Below are 18,806 nucleotides of genomic sequence, written 5' to 3'. Positions count from 1 at the left end.
AGAGTAGGACGCCGCCAAGCTTTTATCTTAAATTATATCATCGCGGGGTGGAGCAGTTCGGTAGCTCGTCGGGCTCATAACCCGAAGGTCGCAGGTTCAAATCCTGCCCCCGCAACCAAATATATAAATGAAATAAGGAGTGCCCAAAGGGTGCAACCAAAATCATTTTATACAAATATGGTCCGGTAGTTCAGTTGGTTAGAATGCCTGCCTGTCACGCAGGAGGTCGCGGGTTCGAGTCCCGTCCGGACCGCCATTATTGTAAACGAAACGATCATGTTTTCGTTTTTTTTGTGTTTTCTTTTACTGTATTTTCTGCTTGGTGTCATAGCCAAGCTTTCTTTATATCGGCAGCATCTTGGATATTTCAGCAAAATTCGATACACTAGGAAGAGCAATATAGGCGTAAGTAGGTTGAAAGGAGGTTTTGGTTCATGGATGAATTTGATTTGATACATAGCATTACTCCGCGGACCATTCACCATTCTTCCGTTGATGTAGGAATAGGTGATGATGCAGCGCTCTACACTGCGAAACACGGCGTTCAGGAAATTGTTTGTGTTGATACTATGGTAGAAGACGTGCACTTCAAATTACACTATTCCTCACCTGAAGATATCGGGTATAAGGCGTTAGCCGTTAATATAAGTGATATTGCCGCGATGGGAGGCATTCCGAAATTTTATTTGGTATCAATTGCGGTACCTTCAAAATGGACGGCATCCGAAATCAAGGCGATGTATGAAGGAATGAATGAACTGGCGAAACTATATCAGATGGATCTAATTGGCGGTGATACAGTCTCTACCTCTGACAAATTAGTCGTGACAGTCACTGTAATCGGTGAAGTTGAAAAGGGACGTGCCTGTTTGCGCAGTCTGGCAAGACCGAATGATGTTGTGTTTGTAACCGGTGAAATCGGTTCATCTGCAGCAGGACTTTCTTTATTATTAGAGGAGACTCATCCTCAAAACTCTGCTATTGACACGGATTGCTTTATCAACAGGCATAAACGGCCTCAGCCAAGAGTAAGTGTCGGCAGATTATGTTCGAATGTTCAGCGTGCAGCTTTAAATGATATCAGTGACGGCTTAGCTAGTGAACTGAATGAGATTGCTGAAGCCAGCTGTGTTTCAATTGAAATTGATGAAAGCATGCTACCAATTCATTCTGATTTACCTAGGCTTCATCCCAACTGGAAAGATTGGGCTTTGTTTGGCGGAGAGGATTTTGAGTTGACTGGGACGGTTTCACAGGAGGAGTGGGAAGTGTTGAAGCAGGAGTGTGAAATACGTCAACTGCCCATTACAAAGATTGGCCATGTCAGGGAAAAAACGGAATCAAACGTGATCCTAAAAACAGATCAAACATCAATGATTTTAGAGAAAAAAGGATATAATCATTTTAAATAAGACAGGTGACTCGTGTGAAGCAATTAAAGTGGAGAACTGTAAATCCTGAAGAAACAAAAGCGATTGCTAAGCTGACAGCATCGTTTGCTAAACCGGGAGACGTCCTGACATTAGAGGGCGATTTAGGTGCTGGAAAAACGACTTTTACAAAAGGTTTTGCGGAAGGACTTGGAATTACGCGTGTTGTTAACAGTCCGACTTTTACGATTATAAAAGAATATAACGATGGCGTGTTTCCTCTATATCATATGGATGTGTATAGAATGGAAGACGAAAGTGAAGATTTAGGACTTGATGAATATTTTCACGGACAAGGTGTCTGTCTCGTTGAATGGGCCCATTTAATTGAAGAACAGCTGCCGCAGGAGCGACTGCAAATTGTCATCAAAAGAGCTGGTGATGATGAGCGTGAAATCACCTTTACTGCTGTCGGGAACCGGTATGAAATGCTTTGTGAGGAGATAAGTAGACATGACAATATTAGCAATTGATACATCAAATTATACATTGGGCATTGCGCTGCTTCGAGGAGACACCGTCATAGCAGAATACGTTACATACTTGAAAAAAAACCATTCGGTAAGAGCGATGCCAGCTGTTCATTCATTGCTGAATGATTGTGATATGACACCGCAGGATCTTTCTAAAATTGTCGTTGCAAAAGGTCCTGGTTCATACACAGGAGTAAGAATAGGTGTGACGCTCGCTAAAACGCTTGCCTGGTCTTTACACATTCCGATTGCTGCTGTCTCAAGCCTTGAGGCACTTGCGGCAAATGGGCGGCATTTCGACGGTCTGATCAGCCCTATCTTTGATGCAAGACGGGGACAGGTGTATACAGGTCTTTATGAATACAAGAACGGGCTTTTGGAGCAAGTGGTTCATGATCAAAATGTGATGCTGGCAGAATGGCTGGACATGCTAAAAGAAAAGGATCGCCCTGTTTTGTTTTTAGGTCATGATACTTCTATTCACAGGCAGATGATAGAGGAAGAGCTTGGGACAAACGGAATTATTGGAGCTGCTGCTCAGCATAACCCGCGTCCTTCAGAATTGGCTTTTTTAGGCGCCGAAAAGGAAGTAGCTGATGTTCACGGGCTTGTCCCGGATTACTTGCGGCTGGCAGAAGCTGAAGCGAAATGGATTGAAAGTCAAAAGTAGGGTGATAGGATGAAAACAAAAGCAGCGGTCAGAAACATGCGGCTTGATGATATTGATCACGTATACGAAATTGAAACATCCTCCTTTACGTCTCCTTGGACGAAGGATTCGTTTTATCATGAGCTGCTGGAAAATCCGTATGCTCATTATCTCGTGATTGAAAAGGACGGCCATGTTGCTGGGTATTGTGGGATTTGGATCGTAATGGACGATGCCCAAATTACAAATATAGCGATAAAACCGGAGTATCGCGGCCAGTCTTTAGGAGAAACGCTTTTTCGCTCAGCGATTGAATTATGCAAAGAAAAAGACGCAAGGCGGCTTTCGCTTGAAGTAAGGGTTTCTAATCATCCTGCTCAAGGCTTATATAAAAAGTTCGGGATGCAGCCCGGCGGAATTAGAAAGAACTATTATACTGATAACGGGGAAGATGCGTTAATTATGTGGGTGACGATAAATGAGTGAGCAAAAAGCAATTTACATATTAGGGATTGAAACAAGCTGTGACGAGACAGCGGCAGCTATCGTAAAAAACGGGAAAGAAATCATTTCGAACGTAGTGGCCTCTCAAATTGAAAGCCATAAGCGCTTCGGAGGCGTTGTTCCGGAAATTGCTTCCAGACATCATGTTGAGCAAATCACTTTGGTTATAGAAGAGGCGTTTCGTAAAGCTGATATGACGTATAGTGATATTGACGCGATTGCAGTAACCGAAGGGCCGGGACTGGTGGGGGCACTTCTTATCGGAGTGAACGCTGCTAAAGCATTGAGCTTTGCGCATAATATTCCGTTAGTTGGCGTCCATCATATAGCCGGTCATATCTATGCGAATCGTTTGGTAGAAGAAATCGTGTTTCCGGCACTGGCATTGGTCGTTTCAGGAGGCCATACAGAATTGGTGTATATGAGGGAACATGGATCATTTGAAGTCATTGGGGAAACGCTTGATGATGCTGCAGGTGAGGCTTACGACAAAGTGGCGCGGACAATGGGACTGCCGTATCCGGGTGGACCGCAAATTGACAAGCTAGCTGAAAAAGGGAATGACAATATTCCGCTTCCTCGCGCATGGCTCGAAGAAGGCTCTTACAATTTCAGCTTCAGCGGGTTGAAGTCTGCGGTAATCAATACGCTTCATAATGCGTCTCAAAAAGGGCAAGAGATTGCTCCTGAAGATTTATCTGCAAGCTTTCAAAATAGCGTGATTGATGTCTTAGTGACCAAAACAGCGCGTGCGGCAAAGGAATATGGTGTTAAACAGGTCCTATTAGCCGGAGGAGTAGCTGCTAACAAAGGCCTCAGAGCTGCATTAGAAAAGGAATTTGCCCAGCATGAAGAGATTAAGCTTGTCATTCCTCCGTTAGCGTTATGTACTGATAATGCTGCGATGATCGCTGCTGCTGGCACAATTGCTTTTGAGAAGGGCATTCGCGGTGCCTATGATATGAACGGCCAGCCTGGCCTTGAATTGACTTCTTATCAAAGTCTCACGACATAATGGCGTGAGACTTTTTATCTGTTATTAACAGATAATTCACAATTTATCCACACATCTGTGAATAATTATGGAGACATAGATGGATAAAGGACTGAAGACACTGTTAGTAAAGTGGATAAATTCAGAATATTTTGTGGATAATGTGCATAAAGCGCTTACTTTGTTTGCTTGTAAGGTTATTTTCTGTGGATAAAAAGCACCTCTAAAAAAGAGGTGCTTGACTTTTTTAAGCTTCTTCTGTGGATAGTTCTTCCCATTCGGACAAAAGAGATTCCAGCTCCAGATTGAGTTTCTCGTTGTCTGCATGGATGGCTTGTACCTTTTCATGGTCTTGATAGACTTCAGGGTCACATAGCAATTCATCGTTGTGACTGATGTTTTCTTCAATGGTTTGAACAGCGGCTTCTATTTCTTCAATCCGCCGGAGTCGTTGGCGTTCTTTCTTTTTCCATTCTTTTTCTTCTTCATATGAACGTTTGGAGTCGGACTTTACCGCAGCTGGCGTTTTTTCAGTTTCCTCTTGCTGATTCATTTTCTCCAATTCCAACTGCTCTGCTTTTTTCTCGGTATAATAATCGTAATCTCCCAGATACTCCTCTATATGGTTTGGAGAAAGCTCCAATACTCTTGTGGCGATTCTGTTAATAAAATATCTGTCATGTGAGACAAATAACAGTGTGCCTGGATAATCAATCAGCGCGTTTTCGAGAACTTCCTTGCTGTCCAAGTCCAGATGGTTTGTCGGTTCATCAAGGATAAGAAAATTGGCTTTTTGAAGCATCAGCTTAGCAAGGGCCAATCTTGCTTTTTCGCCCCCGCTCAATGAATGGACGGGTTTCAGTACATCATCTCCGGAGAATAAGAAATTTCCGAGACAAGTTCTGATTTCTTTCTCAGGAAGACCGGGGTACTCATCCCACAGCTCATCAAGGACACGCTTAGAAGAAGTTAACTCAGCCTGCTCCTGGTCATAGTAGCCGACACTGACATTTGAGCCGTAAGAAATTGTTCCCTGATCTGGCTTTAGGGTGTCCATTAATGTTTTCAGCAATGTCGATTTACCGATTCCGTTAGGGCCGACAAGCGCAGCGCTTTCTCCTCTTGTGAGCATGAACGATACCTCTGTTAAAAGCGGCGGCTGGTTTTCATAGCTGATTGTGAGATCCTGAACGCGTAGGACCTCATTTCCGCTCTGTTTTGTAATATCAAAATGAAAGCTTGCGGATTTTTCATCGCCGAGCGGTTTTGACATGACTTCCATTCGTTCAAGCTGCTTTCGGCGGCTTTGCGCTCTTTTTGTGGTAGAGGCTCTCGCCAAATTTCGATCCACGAAGTCCTGAAGCTTTGCGATTTCATCCTGCTGCTTTTCATACATTTTCAGATCTTTTTCATACTGCGCGGCTTTTTGGTCGAGATAAGCGCTGTAGTTGCCGTGATACTTTTTGCTTTCAGCTCTTGATACCTCGTATACTTGGTTCACCACTTTGTCCAAAAAGTAACGGTCATGCGATACGATGAGAATGGCGCCTGAATAGCCTTGCAAATAATGTTCTAGCCAGGTTAGCGTATCAATATCCAGATGGTTTGTCGGCTCATCGAGAATGAGCAAATCAGGCTGTGTTAATAGAAGCTTCCCCAGGGCCAGCCTTGTTTTCTGGCCTCCGCTGAGGCTTTGCACCTGTGTTGAATCGTCAAAATGGCTGAAGCCGAGGCCGTGAAGAACAGATCTGACATCCGCTTCATATTGGTAGCCTCCTTTATCCTTGAATTCCTGCTGAAGCCGGTCGTAGGTTTTCATGATGCTTTCCAATTCACCGGGATCAGCTGCCGCCATGTTTTCTTCCATAGCCCGCATCTCTTTTTCCATTGCTTTTAAGTGGTCAAAAACGGTCAGCAGCTCTTCTTTTATGGTAAGCTTAGAATCCAAGCCCGTATGCTGGGCAAGATATCCCATTGTAATATCTTTCGGTTTAATGATTTCGCCCTTTTCATACGAAAGCTGGCCTGCGATAATTTTAAGAAGCGTGGATTTTCCCGCGCCATTTCTTCCGACAATGGCGATGCGATCACGATTTCTGACTTCCAGCTTTATATTGTTTAAAATAGTATCAGCACCAAACGATTTGGACAGCTGATTAACTTGTAAGATCATCATATTATTTCACCTCTGCTATAATAAGTTAAGTGTAGCTTATCAATCAGAAGTCAGCAAACAATACATTGGCCATATAAGACATAGAGAAGAAAATAGTGTATGATCTGTTTAAGGAGCGTTTTAATATGAATGGATTTTCTCATTTTAATGAACAGGGCAGAGCCCAGATGGTGGATATTAGCGAAAAATCTTCGACTGTCCGTACTGCGGCGGCTGTTTCGAGCGTACACATGAAGAATGAGGTGTACGAGAAAATACAAAGTCACGATATCGGCAAAGGAGATGTACTGGCTGTCGCGCAGGTGGCAGGCATTATGGCGGCAAAGCAAACGTCGAATATCATTCCGATGTGCCATCCGCTTTCACTGAGCGGGGTAGATATATCGTTTGACTGGAAAATAAAAGAAGCAGAAGTTATACTTCATATAAAAGCACAGGTCAAAACGAAAGGGAGTACAGGTGTGGAAATGGAAGCGCTCACTTCTGCATCGGTGTGCGCTCTTGCCGTTTACGATATGTGCAAGGCCCTTGATAAGGGAATGGTCATCGGCCCTACTTTCTTGCTGGAGAAGACAGGCGGGAAAAACGGTGATTTCAAAAGAGAACTATCCGAGTATAATTTGGAGGACCAAAAATGAATAAGGATCAATCAAAAATTCCGCAGGCGACGGCAAAACGGCTGCCGCTTTACTATCGCTTTTTAAAGAATCTGCATGCGTCAGGAAAACAGCGTGTATCATCCGCTGAACTCAGTGATGCCGTAAAGGTTGATTCTGCCACGATTCGCAGGGATTTTTCCTATTTTGGAGCTCTTGGCAAAAAAGGATACGGATATAATGTGGATTATTTGCTGTCTTTTTTCCGAAAAACCCTTGATCAGGATGAGATGACAGACGTCATCTTGATCGGTGTCGGGAACTTGGGAACGGCATTTCTTCACTATAATTTCACAAAAAATAATAACACAAAAATTTCTATGGCTTTTGATATAAATGAGAGTAAAATAGGAACTGAGGTAGGCGGCGTGCCCGTCTATAACCTTGATGACCTTGAACAACACGTGAAAGATGAATCAGTTGCCATTCTTACAGTGCCAGCAGTTGCCGCTCAATCGATTACAGACAGATTGGTCGCATTAGGAATCAAGGGCATTCTTAATTTTACGCCGGCCCGTTTGAATGTGCCGGAACACATTCGAATTCATCATATAGATTTAGCAGTTGAGCTTCAGTCACTGGTTTATTTCTTGAAGCATTATTCAGTTTTAGAGGAAATCGAATAGAGGGAAAGGAGGAGCCCACATATGCCGATCGGTCCTGGAAGCCTTGCTGTTATCGCAATCGTTGCTCTGATTATCTTCGGCCCTAAAAAGCTGCCTGAACTGGGGAAAGCTGCGGGAGACACACTCCGTGAATTCAAAAACGCTACTAAAGGATTAACGAGTGATGAAGAGGAAAAAAAGAAAGAAGATCAGTAAGTTAGGATGACTCGAATGAAAGTGAATCAAATGTCGCTGCTGGAGCATATTGCTGAGCTTCGAAAACGGTTGCTGATTGTAGCGCTGGCGTTTGTCGTTTTCTTTATCGCGGGATTCTTTTTAGCGAAGCCGATTATTGTGTATCTGCAAGAAACAGATGAAGCGAAGCAGCTTACGCTTAACGCGTTTAACCTGACAGACCCGCTTTATGTGTTTATGCAGTTTGCGTTTATCATCGGCATTGTCCTGACCTCGCCGGTTATTCTTTATCAGCTTTGGGCTTTTGTGAGCCCGGGCCTCTATGAGAAAGAGCGCAAAGTAACGCTCAGCTACATTCCGATCTCTATTTTGCTGTTTTTAGCGGGCTTATCTTTTTCATATTATATTTTATTTCCTTTTGTTGTTGATTTTATGAAGCGGATCTCTCAGGACTTGAATGTCAATCAGGTGATCGGAATTAATGAATATTTTCATTTTCTGCTGCAGCTGACGATTCCGTTTGGACTGCTGTTTCAAATGCCGGTCATCCTCATGTTTTTGACTAGGCTCGGAATTGTGACACCGATGTTCTTGGCGAAAATCAGAAAGTATGCGTATTTTACGCTCTTGGTGATCGCAGCCCTGATTACACCGCCTGAGCTTCTGTCCCATATGATGGTCACAGTCCCGCTTTTGATTTTATATGAAATCAGTATTCTGATATCGAAGGCCGCCTATCGGAAAGCGCAGAAAAGCAGTACAGCCGATCAGGATGTGTCTTCGGGGCAATAATAAAAAATCCATTTCTCTTGCGAGAAATGGATTTTCTTTATTTCTGGTTCTTTTTGATTTTAAATGAAAAGGCGAACATCTTAAAAGAAATGCTGATGTTGTAAGCGGCGAACACCATCAGCAGGATGGAGTAAAATGACCACATGCTGCCTGGTGAGCTTGCGGCAAGATAAGTAAAGATGCACCCTACGGCAAAGTAGATCATTCCCCAAACTACCGGGTTTCTCATAAACAGAATCCTCCAATAATCAATTGCATTTGTGTGCTCTGCTGTTCAAGGTAATTCCGAACAGGCTCAAGTTGCATGATGACGACGAATGTATTCATCATTAAATGGGCGAAAATCGGCACCCATATCCGTTTTGTTCTCGCATATAAAAAGGCAAAGGTGAAGCCCATCGCTGTATATAGAAGAAGATGCTTCAAATCAGCGTGAACAATACCGAAAATAACCGAGCTGATCAGTCCGGCGAAGAAGAAATTCGTTTTTTCGTACAGCGCGCCGAAAATGATTTTTCTGAAGATGATTTCTTCTAATATAGGCCCGACGACAGAAGAAACGATAATCATGAGCGGGACTGCCTGAATGACATCCAGAATCGCTTGTGTATTTTCTGATTCTCTTCCGATGCCAAATACATAATATTCAATAGAGCCTGCTATTCCTTGAGAGAAAAGGGCAATGAAAAAACCGGCTATCGCCCAAAGGATAGAAAGTCCGATTGAGTCCTTCTGTCCGTTTCGCAGCGTTTCTTTCGGAACGGTTCTCAGAATGAGCAGAACAATAACGAGACAGGCGATAAAGCTGATAACGGACCATAATCCTTGTGCATGCAGCATATTTTCATCTGTAGGCTGTCCTCCGGCATAACCGAATTTAAATAACAAGGGAATCGCGATTAATGCGGAAAACTGCATGATGATATATGTCAAAATAATAAACCAATACTGTTTTCTCAAATGGTATGTACTCCTTTGTTAAGTGGGTTTCGTTCATCTACAGCTATTGTAACATAATCGATACGGGGGTGAAAAAGCTAACGGAAAAGGGAGCGGAAAAGAATGATGTAAGCGTGAAAAATTTTTTATCTTATCACTTGAAATTGGAAGGGAGATTCTTTATTATAAGAATTGTGTTAGCACTCTTTAGTGCTGAGTGCTAAAATTACATATTCATACTATTGAGGAGGTTATTACATTGTTAAAGCCATTAGGTGATCGCGTTGTCATTGAACTCGTAGAATCTGAAGAAAAAACTGCCAGCGGAATTGTGTTGCCGGATTCTGCAAAAGAAAAACCGCAAGAAGGCAAGATCGTGGCAGCTGGTTCAGGTCGCGTGTTAGAAAGCGGAGAGCGCGTTGCTTTAGAAGTAAAAGAGGGCGACCGCATTATCTTCTCAAAATACGCAGGTACTGAAGTGAAATACGAAGGTACTGAATACTTAATCTTACGTGAAAGCGACATTTTAGCTGTTATCGGCTAATTCTTAAATAAACAATACTTAAAACATTTGAGGAGGTCTTGTAAACATGGCAAAAGAAATTAAGTTTAGTGAAGAAGCTCGCCGCGCAATGCTTCGCGGTGTCGATGCACTTGCTGATGCTGTTAAAGTAACTTTAGGACCAAAAGGACGCAACGTGGTTCTAGAGAAAAAATTCGGTTCTCCGTTAATCACAAATGACGGTGTAACAATCGCTAAAGAAATCGAGCTAGAAGACGCGTTTGAAAACATGGGTGCTAAGCTTGTTGCTGAAGTAGCCAGCAAAACAAACGACGTTGCCGGTGACGGTACAACAACTGCAACAGTTCTTGCGCAAGCAATGATCCGTGAAGGCCTTAAAAACGTAACAGCAGGCGCTAACCCTGTAGGCGTGCGTAAAGGGATGGAACAAGCTGTAGCGGTTGCGATCGAAAACTTAAAAGAAATTTCTAAGCCAATCGAAGGCAAAGAGTCTATCGCTCAGGTTGCTGCGATCTCTGCTGCTGATGAGGAAGTCGGAAGCCTTATCGCTGAAGCAATGGAGCGCGTAGGAAACGACGGCGTTATCACAATCGAAGAGTCTAAAGGCTTCACAACTGAGCTTGAAGTTGTTGAAGGTATGCAATTCGACCGCGGATATGCGTCTCCTTACATGGTAACTGACTCTGATAAGATGGAAGCGGTTCTTGACAATCCTTACATCTTAATCACAGACAAAAAAATCACAAACATTCAAGAAATCCTTCCTGTGCTTGAGCAGGTTGTTCAGCAAGGCAAGCCATTGCTTCTGATCGCTGAGGATGTTGAAGGTGAAGCACTTGCAACACTTGTTGTGAACAAACTTCGCGGCACATTCAACGCAGTTGCTGTTAAAGCTCCTGGCTTCGGTGACCGCCGTAAAGCAATGCTTGAAGACATCGCTGTCCTTACTGGCGGAGAAGTCATCACAGAAGATCTTGGCCTTGACCTGAAATCTACTCAAATCGCTCAATTGGGACGCGCTTCTAAAGTTGTCGTTACTAAAGAAAACACAACAATCGTTGAAGGCGCTGGCGAAACAGACAAAATTTCTGCCCGCGTGACTCAAATCCGCGCTCAAGTGGAAGAAACAACTTCTGAATTCGACAGAGAAAAATTACAAGAGCGTCTTGCGAAACTTGCTGGCGGCGTAGCTGTCATCAAAGTCGGCGCTGCGACTGAAACTGAGCTGAAAGAGCGTAAACTTCGCATCGAAGACGCCTTGAACTCAACTCGCGCAGCTGTTGAAGAAGGCATCGTATCCGGTGGTGGTACAGCGCTTGTAAACGTATATAACAAAGTGGCTGCAGTTGAAGCTGAAGGCGATGCGCAAACAGGTATCAACATCGTGCTTCGCGCGCTTGAAGAGCCAATCCGTCAAATCGCACACAATGCTGGTCTTGAAGGATCTGTCATCGTTGAGCGCCTCAAAAACGAAGAAATCGGCGTAGGCTTCAACGCTGCAACTGGTGAATGGGTAAACATGATCGAAAAAGGTATCGTTGACCCAACAAAAGTTACACGCTCAGCTCTTCAAAACGCTGCGTCTGTAGCTGCAATGTTCTTAACAACTGAAGCCGTTGTCGCTGACAAGCCAGAAGAAAACGCTGGCGGCGGAATGCCTGATATGGGCGGCATGGGCGGTATGGGCGGCATGATGTAATACCGACAAAAACCCCTTAATTTATAAGGGTTTGTCGGCAACGGACGTCATTTTTGATGCCCTTTTGATGCCATTTGTAAATTTCGAGGCTTCTCATGAGTTCATTGAACTTGTGAGAAGCTTCTTTTTTTCTGTCTTTTTTGATGTGTAAATAAACCTGTGTAGTATGTACGGGCATACATGGCATTTATGGACCGAAAACCAAAGCAAAAAAGGACTACTGAGTCCTTTTAAAAAATCGAAGCAGACTTTTTTGCCAAACACGTCATCTGCAATTGATATTATTTAATCTGGCATTTTACCGTCTCGATAACGATTAGAAACGTTTACTATATATGACTCGCTTTCTTTATGGAAGCTATGTAAGTATCCGAATGCAATTTCTTCCCTATCTTCAAGATCAAAAGTTTCAGGAGAGGGGGTAGCGCCGAATAGATTTTGACATATTCTAAATAATCTTTTGGGAACTTTACTTGTAATGTGTCTTCTACTTCATTAATTTCCTTGTTACTAACAGGTTGCTCTCCGAAATCCCATTCAATCATATGAAATCTCCGCCTCGATATGTAAAACCCTTCTTTATGTAAGAAGGGTTTTAATTTTATTCAGCCTTTAAATATGTCCGGAATTTTATCTCGCCATATTAATAGCAATTCTCTAAATTGATCGGTTTCAATTGAGTTTTCATAGGGTTCTTCTATCCTAAAAGAGTTTTCAACAATTGTCACATCTTTTTTAATGAGAACACTTGTAGCATTTAACTCAATCTCAAAATCTTCATATATCCCTTCTAAAACCTTCTCAATGTAATCTATATACTCGTTGGCTTGTTCTTCTGTAGCGATGTTTTCAATGAAATCAGAGAAAATACTGATTTCTTCTGGCAATACTATTCCTAAATCACCAAATGGATCTTCTTCAAATTTATATGGATATTTCATATGTTATTTCACCTTCAAGATTATTTTTTATATAACAGGTATTCGGTTGCTATTGTTCTATCCTTATTTAAATGCAATTCTTTTTTAATACCCGCACAGAGATGCCCCATTTTTTTATAGAGAAGTTTTTTTATTTTGAAGTTATCAAGGAGATTCAACTAATAAAGAAGTACGAGTAGTTTATAAGTAATAGAGTAGAGATTAAAACATCTAAAGATTACTTTATAAAAATAGAAGTTGTAGAAGAATAAAAATCCTATTAAATTTACAAAATGCATTTACAAAAATAAGGAATATAAGTTATTATATTATTTGAATGGAAGGTTATGTAATTAAAGGGGGAAAACTAATGCAAGCTTATTATAATTCTTTACTGATATCTATTTATAATAGTTTTTTATTAATTACATCTGATCTTAAAAGAGGCTTGAACATTAATAAAAGTGCAAAAAAATCATATTTATGTGTTGGTCCTCTTGTTTTTATAATTGTTGTATTGTCGGTTATTTTTGTTACTTGGGCAATTGGTCAAACAATTTGTTGGGCACAGCTAGGAAAGTCTTTTGAAATGTCTGTTAAGCTTAAAGAGGGAGTTTTTAAATTAGGTTGTCGTTAGAATAAATACTATTACATAACCTTCTATTCAAGCTAGCTAACGAAAGGAATTATTATGAAAAGAGTTAGTCTTTTAATTCAAATTTTATTTTGTCGTATCAAAAATAGACTATTTATATTTGCGTCTCAAAGAACCGAAGTCTTTTTCTCGGTATTATTAATTGGAATAGCAAGTATTTCGGCAGCTGTATTTTTACCTTCACTGTTAGAATACGAAGTTGAGATAAATATAAGTTTATTTCCAAGTGTGTCTTATATATTTATCACTGCTTCAATTTTTCCATTTTTGATATGGTTTCTAAAGAAAAATGAATCTGATAATAATACCTCTTATTCAATAATTGATTACATATATAAAGAATATTTAAAATATTTAAAATCAATCACCTTCTATATTATTCCTGCTGTACTTTCTTTTTTGTTTCTTTATATTGTTTTATCAATTTATAATAATATAATGATCATGTACTCAGTTATTTTTTGGCAGACTGTTAGTCTTTTGATTTTCTTAATAAGCTACATAATTGTAATGTTAATAAATAAATATATTGTAAAAATGAATATAGTAAGCAATAGCTTTACTTTATTTAAAACACTATTTATATTGTTTTTTTTGTTATTGATAACACTTCCGATTCATAAGTTTATTGGTGTTCACTGGTTGAGAATGACTGTATCTCCCTCTTTATTATATGTGTTTTATATTGCAATTGTTATAATATATATATACACAATGTCAATGAGAATACATTATGGAGAGGTTATGCAGGAAAATGAGAAATCTAGATGTAAAAATTATAATGTCTACTTCTTTTTGTTGATTTTTGATATAAGAAAGAACATTATTTTTTTTATAATGACCATGATGTTTTTGATAGTACTATCATATATAACAAAACAATTTTATGTTATGGTAGAGCTCTTTCAAGTAATAGCTATAATAGGTAATATAGGATTTGTATTCAATAAAGTAATGAAAACAGCAAAACCATTATTTATGTTGAGAGCGTCAAATTTCAAGTTCTCTATATGGTTACTACATTGTTATTTTATAACTTCAATATTTTTCATGATCATATTTTGCTTTGTGATATCTATACTTGGAAACTCTGGGTTTATAGCTATTATAGAGAACTCTAGTTTTTTTATTTTTTGTTTTGTACTTTATTTTAGTATCTATATTTCAATTATTATTAGCTATCTGTTTGGAGAATACTTAGGAGCAATAACCCAATCAATTTCAAGTGGTATTATTTTGATTATTAGCTATAAAGTAATCCCAGAAATCATTACACGAGTATCAATGATAGAAATACCACTTCTGAAAATAATCGTTTTTATATTCTTTATATTTGTATTATTCGTAATTAAATGGGTAACTGTAAAGGATTATAAGATAAATGAAATTAGTTAATATCTTTTTTTATTTGTACTTTAGTTATTTGTTTAAAGCAAAATATTTGCTTGTTTTCATTTCAATTACTTTGTACTTGATTACTAGTTCTTTTGTGATTTCTTTGCAATTAACTTTGTTATTAGTATTATATGTTTGTGTTCATGAGATAGGTCATATTCTTTTTTTAAAAACTAATAATTTAAATTATGAAGTTTATATTTCTAGCTATTTAATAAGCGTCTCTTTTGATTCGTTAGATTACAGCAAATTAAATAAAATAAATAAGTTAACAATAGTTTTGGGAGGACCGTTTCTTAGTTATTCATTATTAATGGTCATACTATTTCTTTTTTCTTCTATTGATTATATCTTCAATATGGTAATCTTACTTCTTTTTTGTGAGACTCTAAATCTCTTTTGTGCACAGGATGGCAGAATGTTAATGAATATTATTAAGGAGGAGGAAGAAATATGAAAAATATAAGGATGTTTTTTATATCGATTTTGATTAATATATTGATATTATTCTTTGGGAGTTTTTATTTCTTTGGGGGAAATTTGAAGAATCCGGTTGACTCTGACACTTACCTGCCAATAAAACAATTTCCTATTTATGAATTATATAAAAATGGAGAAGTCTCGTTAAATATTATAAATATTATTATTTATTCTATTATTTTTGCAATACCGATTTTTCTCATTTTGAAATTAATAAGCCGAATATTTACAAATATATTATTAAAAAAAGGGAAAATATAATATGCTAGAAACCATAAAAGTAGTTGCCTTATCGAAACAATTTGGAAGTGTAAGTGCTTTAAATGAAGTCAGTATAGAATTCAAAAAGAATAAAATATATGCAATTTTAGGTCATAATGGTGCAGGGAAGACCACTTTAATTAAAGAAATTTTGGGTTTGAACGATCAAGTAAATTCATCGATTAACTTCTATGATGGCGGACGAAATATAATTCATTCTCCTAAATATATGATGTCTTTTTCACCTGAAAAATATATCTTACTAGAAGATTTAACTGTTATAGAGTACCTCACTTTTGTATCTAAGTTGTACAATAAGTTTAATAATAAATTAAAGCAAAAGATGCAAAATCTATTAAAATTATTTGATCTGTGGGATTATAAGAATAAATTTATATTTACACTATCAAATGGCATGAAAAAAAAGGTAGCTCACATTGCTGCACTACAACTGAATACAGAATTTACTTTTCTAGATGAACCTTTTTCTGCTCTTGATCCTGTTTCAATATTTAATTTGAAAAAATATTTAATTAATAATCTAAATGAAAATAGTTTTGTTATCTGTACTCATCAATTAGATTTGCTTAAAAACCTAGACATAGGTGAAGATAAATTAGAACTTGTTCTATTTAATAAAGGAAACCTTGTATTTAAAGGTACTAGGAATGAGTTATTCTGCAAAACAAAAAGCAAATCTATTGAAGATGCTTATCTTTACTATTATACTGATAAACAATACTGATTACTTTTCAATTGCTTGTTTAATGTTTCAATATTTTAATCTTCAGACGTCTTATCCCATAAAAATAATATTATTTTTTATGGGATAAGGCCTATAGCTTTTTATTACTGATTATATATGCAAGTTGCAAAATTACTTTATAGTATTTATCTTACAAATACTAACAATAAATGTTTTCTTAATTTCTTTTAAAAACCATATCAAATCGTTCCGCCTCTCCCCGAATCCCAATCGCAGGCTCCCACGAATCAATCAAACGAATGGCCTTCTGATTAGCTTCCATCGCTTTCGTTTTCTCTCCTTTACGGTTCAACAGCTGCGCCATCCCGTAAAAATAATAGATCAACTCAACCTGATTGGCGTTATGTTTGTCATAGAGCATCTGCTCAAAGGCTTCTTCCGCTTTCCCAAACCGACCACACTTCACGTAAGCGACACCCAGATTGAAATAGGCTTCTATCGTTTTTTCGCCGCCGTACGTGGAGCTAATTTCATTTGCCGTTTCGTATAATTGAATGGCTTCTTCATCATGACCTCTCGCAAAGCTTAAGTCACCGCGAACCAATAGAACTCTGTGTTGAATGGTAGGGGAAATCGGTTGATTTTCGATTTCGTTTAAAATGGTCTCTGCTTTTTCCTGTTGCCCAGCTTTTAAAAAAAGTCTTGCTTTGAGTGCGTGTCCCCAAACCTTTAGATCATAGGCATCGTGAGCGTCTGATTGTTCCAGAATCCTCAGCCCGGCTTCAATTTGCTGTAAGGCCCCGTCTAAATCATTGACTTCCATCAGTGCCCAGCCTGCTGTGTCGATTCGGAAGAATGCTTCTCGTGTGTGTTTGCCTAATTGATGGGCGGCGTCGGCGGCTTTGCATCCGTATTCGATACGCAGGGGCAGGTTGATTCTGCTGAGAAAATGGCTGATGCGGGTGATGAGTTCGATTAGGATTTCTTTTTGATCGGTTTTACTTGCCCATTGGATGACCTTTAAGATGTTTGGCCATTCTAGTTTCATTTGGTCTAAGTTCCGTCCCAGCAGATAGCTCCAATAGATGGAGTTGGGCTGTTCCCGCTTTAAATGGGTTTCGGCATACTCAATATAATAGTGCGCCCAGCGGCTGCGGGCTTCTTTTTCATATTCGTGCTGTTCGGACAAGTGCTGTTCTCCGTAAGCGACAACGGTTTGGTGCGCTAAGTATTGCGTCCTGCCTTCGCTTCGTTCTGGCTGAATCAGCGCATATGACCGCATTTGCTCCATAGCGTAATGAAAACGGCGGGCGTCTAATTCGGCTGCTGCCGCCAGGCTTTTCTCATCTGGCGGCTTGCTGAAAAAGCAAAGCGTCTGCCATAGCTTTCGTGTATCTTCATTGCATCTGTCCCAGGTGCGGCCAAAGAGGAATTCAAACAATTCCAGCAGTGAGTAGCCTGCTTTTCCAAGCTCATGAATCAGCTGCTGAGCGGGAATGTCATCGTCTGACATATAGGCGATGCTGAGTGCCATGGCTTTCGGGTTTCCGGCAGTCGCTGAAATGAATTCGTTCTTCAAGTCAGGTGATAGGTGTAACAGCTGCTCCAGCTTTTCCCGTTTATTTTGAATGTTGCATGTTTGTAAGCAGCGGTGCACTTCTTGATGAAAAAATTCAAGGGCATCTGTTTGGTCAAGGCCGCTCAGCTGGATGGCTGCCATTTCTCCGAAGCCTTCCCGATAGTTTTGCTTTACGTTTTCCCGCGCTGTGAGGAGAACTTTCACGCCTTGCGGAAGGCTGGTGATAAATTCATGAATGTCACGTTCTGCAGTATCAATGCTGTCAACGATAAGCAGGATCGGTTTTTCTCTAGTGTAATTAGCTAACGCATTGCGGACGACGAATCGTTTTTCATTGATTGATTTATCGATTTGTTCTGTGCGTCCGAGCTGATAGGCGATCGTATTTAAAAAATCGCTAAAGCTCAATCCTTTCCAATCAGCGCTGACCCAAATGATGCTGTTGAATGCCGGCCAATCTGAAGTATCATCGACACAGGAATAGGCGGCTTCAAGAGCGATTGTGGTTTTTCCCATGCCGGCCCAGCCGGTGATTAAACAGGCTGGTGACGGAGAAAGCATCCATTGCCGTATCGCTTCCATATCAAAGCTGCGTCCGATAAAGTGTCCGGACCAGCGTGACGGTAGGTTATGCGTGATAGGCTGTTCTATAAGCGCATTCGTTTCTTGGACGGGGATATCATGAAACAGCCGCTTTACTGCTTTTTCAATATCGTTATCACTCGGAGCTCCGAATGATCCGTCTTTTCGCAGCGTTTTCGCTTTTTTCAAACAAGACGCTGCCCATACAGGCAATGCGGGTTTGATAACAGGGATGGTGGTGGTTTCCAGCAGGTTGGTCAACCACTCGATATCCAAGTCGGTCTTTTCGAGAATGATCCAGATCATCCCGAACAGTTTTCCGTCGTCAATTCTTCCGGGAATGTAGTTAATCCCCATCTGTCCGATCCAGCTTTTGATCGTGTTAGAGGAGACACCCAGCTGGAGTGCGATTTTATCTATATAAGACTGTCCTGTTTTTTCGTTCTTTTTCCTTCTGACTTTATAATCAGGATGGAGCTTGAGCGATTTTACGCCAGGTGCCAGCAGTTGTGCAAATTGTTTCCGGTTTTCAAGTTCAGCCATAAGCCTGCACCTCCTATTATTACTATTTTATCAATCCAGCGTTTTTTGTA

At 39.9% G+C, this 18,806-nt stretch carries 18 protein-coding genes and 2 tRNA genes; 15 read left to right on the top strand and 5 right to left on the bottom strand.

Annotation, left to right across the window (positions count from 1 at the left end; genetic code table 11):
• The first annotated feature begins 41 nt into the window (after positions 1-41).
• From MOB98_RS16995 to tsaD, 7 genes are all read left to right on the top strand, one after another.
• Positions 42-118: transfer RNA gene (locus MOB98_RS16995), tRNA-Met, on the top strand.
• Positions 119-179: 61 nt separating this feature from the next.
• Positions 180-256 (top strand) — tRNA-Asp (locus MOB98_RS16990).
• Between the two features lie 178 nt (positions 257-434).
• On the top strand, positions 435-1,412 hold the full coding sequence (gene thiL, locus MOB98_RS16985) for a thiamine-phosphate kinase (RefSeq protein ID WP_268358690.1): 978 nt from the start codon (positions 435-437) through the stop codon (positions 1,410-1,412).
• Between the two features lie 14 nt (positions 1,413-1,426).
• Positions 1,427-1,903: a tRNA (adenosine(37)-N6)-threonylcarbamoyltransferase complex ATPase subunit type 1 TsaE gene (gene tsaE / locus MOB98_RS16980; protein ID WP_268358688.1), complete on the top strand. Its 477-nt coding sequence runs from the start codon at positions 1,427-1,429 to the stop codon at positions 1,901-1,903.
• Positions 1,884-2,573, top strand: coding sequence for a tRNA (adenosine(37)-N6)-threonylcarbamoyltransferase complex dimerization subunit type 1 TsaB (tsaB, locus tag MOB98_RS16975; RefSeq protein WP_268358685.1), 690 nt, complete (start codon positions 1,884-1,886; stop codon positions 2,571-2,573). Before tsaE ends, tsaB begins: the two co-directional genes overlap by 20 nt.
• A 9-nt stretch (positions 2,574-2,582) precedes the next feature.
• Positions 2,583-3,038, top strand: coding sequence for a ribosomal protein S18-alanine N-acetyltransferase (gene rimI / locus MOB98_RS16970; RefSeq protein WP_268358683.1), 456 nt, complete (start codon positions 2,583-2,585; stop codon positions 3,036-3,038).
• Positions 3,031-4,071 (top strand): tRNA (adenosine(37)-N6)-threonylcarbamoyltransferase complex transferase subunit TsaD, encoded by a 1,041-nt coding sequence (gene tsaD / locus MOB98_RS16965; RefSeq protein ID WP_268358681.1) that lies wholly within the window; start codon positions 3,031-3,033, stop codon positions 4,069-4,071. The genes rimI and tsaD overlap by 8 nt, the downstream gene beginning before the upstream one ends.
• A gap of 226 nt (positions 4,072-4,297) precedes the next feature.
• Here tsaD and MOB98_RS16960 read toward each other — a convergent pair whose 3' ends face one another.
• Positions 4,298-6,226, bottom strand: coding sequence for an ABC-F family ATP-binding cassette domain-containing protein (locus MOB98_RS16960; protein ID WP_268358680.1), 1,929 nt, complete (start codon positions 6,224-6,226; stop codon positions 4,298-4,300).
• 125 nt (positions 6,227-6,351) lie between these two features.
• On the opposite strand from MOB98_RS16960, the gene moaC reads away from it, so the two are divergent.
• From moaC to tatC, 4 genes are read left to right on the top strand one after another with little or no spacing between them, the layout of a single operon-like run.
• Positions 6,352-6,864, top strand: coding sequence for a cyclic pyranopterin monophosphate synthase MoaC (moaC, locus tag MOB98_RS16955; protein ID WP_268358678.1), 513 nt, complete (start codon positions 6,352-6,354; stop codon positions 6,862-6,864).
• Positions 6,861-7,508: a redox-sensing transcriptional repressor Rex gene (locus MOB98_RS16950; protein ID WP_003234073.1), complete on the top strand. Its 648-nt coding sequence runs from the start codon at positions 6,861-6,863 to the stop codon at positions 7,506-7,508. Before moaC ends, MOB98_RS16950 begins: the two co-directional genes overlap by 4 nt.
• A gap of 21 nt (positions 7,509-7,529) precedes the next feature.
• On the top strand, positions 7,530-7,703 hold the full coding sequence (tatAY, locus tag MOB98_RS16945) for a sec-independent protein translocase protein TatAY (RefSeq protein WP_003234072.1): 174 nt from the start codon (positions 7,530-7,532) through the stop codon (positions 7,701-7,703).
• A gap of 6 nt (positions 7,704-7,709) precedes the next feature.
• Positions 7,710-8,474 carry a twin-arginine translocase subunit TatC gene (gene tatC / locus MOB98_RS16940; RefSeq protein ID WP_268358677.1) on the top strand — a complete coding sequence of 255 codons (765 nt, stop codon included), beginning with the start codon at positions 7,710-7,712 and terminating at the stop codon, positions 8,472-8,474.
• Positions 8,475-8,511: 37 nt separating this feature from the next.
• On the opposite strand, the gene MOB98_RS16935 is transcribed toward tatC, so the two are convergent.
• The gene (locus tag MOB98_RS16935) at positions 8,512-8,703 is read right to left on the bottom strand and encodes a YdiK family protein (RefSeq protein WP_003225680.1); all 192 of its coding nucleotides are present in this window, start codon (positions 8,701-8,703) and stop codon (positions 8,512-8,514) included.
• Positions 8,700-9,434, bottom strand: coding sequence for a type II CAAX endopeptidase family protein (locus MOB98_RS16930; RefSeq protein ID WP_268367202.1), 735 nt, complete (start codon positions 9,432-9,434; stop codon positions 8,700-8,702). The genes MOB98_RS16935 and MOB98_RS16930 overlap by 4 nt, the downstream gene beginning before the upstream one ends.
• Positions 9,435-9,672: 238 nt before the next feature.
• Between MOB98_RS16930 and groES the strand changes: the two genes are divergently transcribed.
• Positions 9,673-9,957 (top strand): co-chaperone GroES, encoded by a 285-nt coding sequence (groES, locus tag MOB98_RS16925; RefSeq protein WP_003155970.1) that lies wholly within the window; start codon positions 9,673-9,675, stop codon positions 9,955-9,957.
• 46 nt (positions 9,958-10,003) lie between these two features.
• Positions 10,004-11,635 (top strand): chaperonin GroEL, encoded by a 1,632-nt coding sequence (gene groL, locus MOB98_RS16920; protein ID WP_003234067.1) that lies wholly within the window; start codon positions 10,004-10,006, stop codon positions 11,633-11,635.
• 605 nt (positions 11,636-12,240) lie between these two features.
• Here the strand turns inward: groL and MOB98_RS16915 are convergent.
• Positions 12,241-12,576: a tRNA-Val4 gene (locus MOB98_RS16915; protein WP_124044670.1), complete on the bottom strand. Its 336-nt coding sequence runs from the start codon at positions 12,574-12,576 to the stop codon at positions 12,241-12,243.
• A 349-nt stretch (positions 12,577-12,925) separates the two neighbouring features.
• On the opposite strand from MOB98_RS16915, the gene MOB98_RS16910 reads away from it, so the two are divergent.
• Both MOB98_RS16910 and MOB98_RS16905 read left to right on the top strand, forming a co-directional pair.
• Entirely contained in the window at positions 12,926-13,192 is a 267-nt protein-coding gene (locus MOB98_RS16910) for a hypothetical protein (RefSeq protein WP_187957383.1), read from the top strand.
• Positions 13,193-15,347: 2,155 nt separating this feature from the next.
• On the top strand, positions 15,348-16,091 hold the full coding sequence (locus MOB98_RS16905) for an ABC transporter ATP-binding protein (RefSeq protein ID WP_268367203.1): 744 nt from the start codon (positions 15,348-15,350) through the stop codon (positions 16,089-16,091).
• Positions 16,092-16,269: 178 nt separating this feature from the next.
• Here the strand turns inward: MOB98_RS16905 and MOB98_RS16900 are convergent, their stop codons facing one another.
• Positions 16,270-18,756 carry a tetratricopeptide repeat protein gene (locus MOB98_RS16900; protein WP_268362764.1) on the bottom strand — a complete coding sequence of 829 codons (2,487 nt, stop codon included), beginning with the start codon at positions 18,754-18,756 and terminating at the stop codon, positions 16,270-16,272.
• Between the last annotated feature and the right edge of the window lie 50 nt (positions 18,757-18,806).

It is taken from the genome of Bacillus sp. N13C7, assembly GCF_026790065.1.
In the GTDB taxonomy this organism is placed as follows: domain Bacteria; phylum Bacillota; class Bacilli; order Bacillales; family Bacillaceae; genus Bacillus.
The sequence above is the reverse complement of the archived record's forward strand: the minus strand, read 5'-3'. Positions and strand labels throughout refer to the sequence as shown.

What these genes read in the sequence shown, in the direction of transcription:
- MOB98_RS16960 (WP_268358680.1), bottom strand. Translation starts at nt 6,226, where the DNA reads ATGATGATCTTACAAGTTAATCAGCTGTCCAAATCGTTTGGTGCTGAT.
- MOB98_RS16910 (WP_187957383.1), top strand. Translation starts at nt 12,926, where the DNA reads ATGCAAGCTTATTATAATTCTTTACTGATATCTATTTATAATAGTTTT.
- MOB98_RS16950 (WP_003234073.1), top strand. Translation starts at nt 6,861, where the DNA reads ATGAATAAGGATCAATCAAAAATTCCGCAGGCGACGGCAAAACGGCTG.
- tatC (WP_268358677.1), top strand. Translation starts at nt 7,710, where the DNA reads ATGACTCGAATGAAAGTGAATCAAATGTCGCTGCTGGAGCATATTGCT.
- groL (WP_003234067.1), top strand. Translation starts at nt 10,004, where the DNA reads ATGGCAAAAGAAATTAAGTTTAGTGAAGAAGCTCGCCGCGCAATGCTT.
- rimI (WP_268358683.1), top strand. Translation starts at nt 2,583, where the DNA reads ATGAAAACAAAAGCAGCGGTCAGAAACATGCGGCTTGATGATATTGAT.
- moaC (WP_268358678.1), top strand. Translation starts at nt 6,352, where the DNA reads ATGAATGGATTTTCTCATTTTAATGAACAGGGCAGAGCCCAGATGGTG.
- thiL (WP_268358690.1), top strand. Translation starts at nt 435, where the DNA reads ATGGATGAATTTGATTTGATACATAGCATTACTCCGCGGACCATTCAC.
- tsaD (WP_268358681.1), top strand. Translation starts at nt 3,031, where the DNA reads ATGAGTGAGCAAAAAGCAATTTACATATTAGGGATTGAAACAAGCTGT.
- MOB98_RS16905 (WP_268367203.1), top strand. Translation starts at nt 15,348, where the DNA reads ATGCTAGAAACCATAAAAGTAGTTGCCTTATCGAAACAATTTGGAAGT.
- tatAY (WP_003234072.1), top strand. Translation starts at nt 7,530, where the DNA reads ATGCCGATCGGTCCTGGAAGCCTTGCTGTTATCGCAATCGTTGCTCTG.
- MOB98_RS16935 (WP_003225680.1), bottom strand. Translation starts at nt 8,703, where the DNA reads ATGAGAAACCCGGTAGTTTGGGGAATGATCTACTTTGCCGTAGGGTGC.
- MOB98_RS16900 (WP_268362764.1), bottom strand. Translation starts at nt 18,756, where the DNA reads ATGGCTGAACTTGAAAACCGGAAACAATTTGCACAACTGCTGGCACCT.
- tsaB (WP_268358685.1), top strand. Translation starts at nt 1,884, where the DNA reads ATGACAATATTAGCAATTGATACATCAAATTATACATTGGGCATTGCG.
- MOB98_RS16915 (WP_124044670.1), bottom strand. Translation starts at nt 12,576, where the DNA reads ATGAAATATCCATATAAATTTGAAGAAGATCCATTTGGTGATTTAGGA.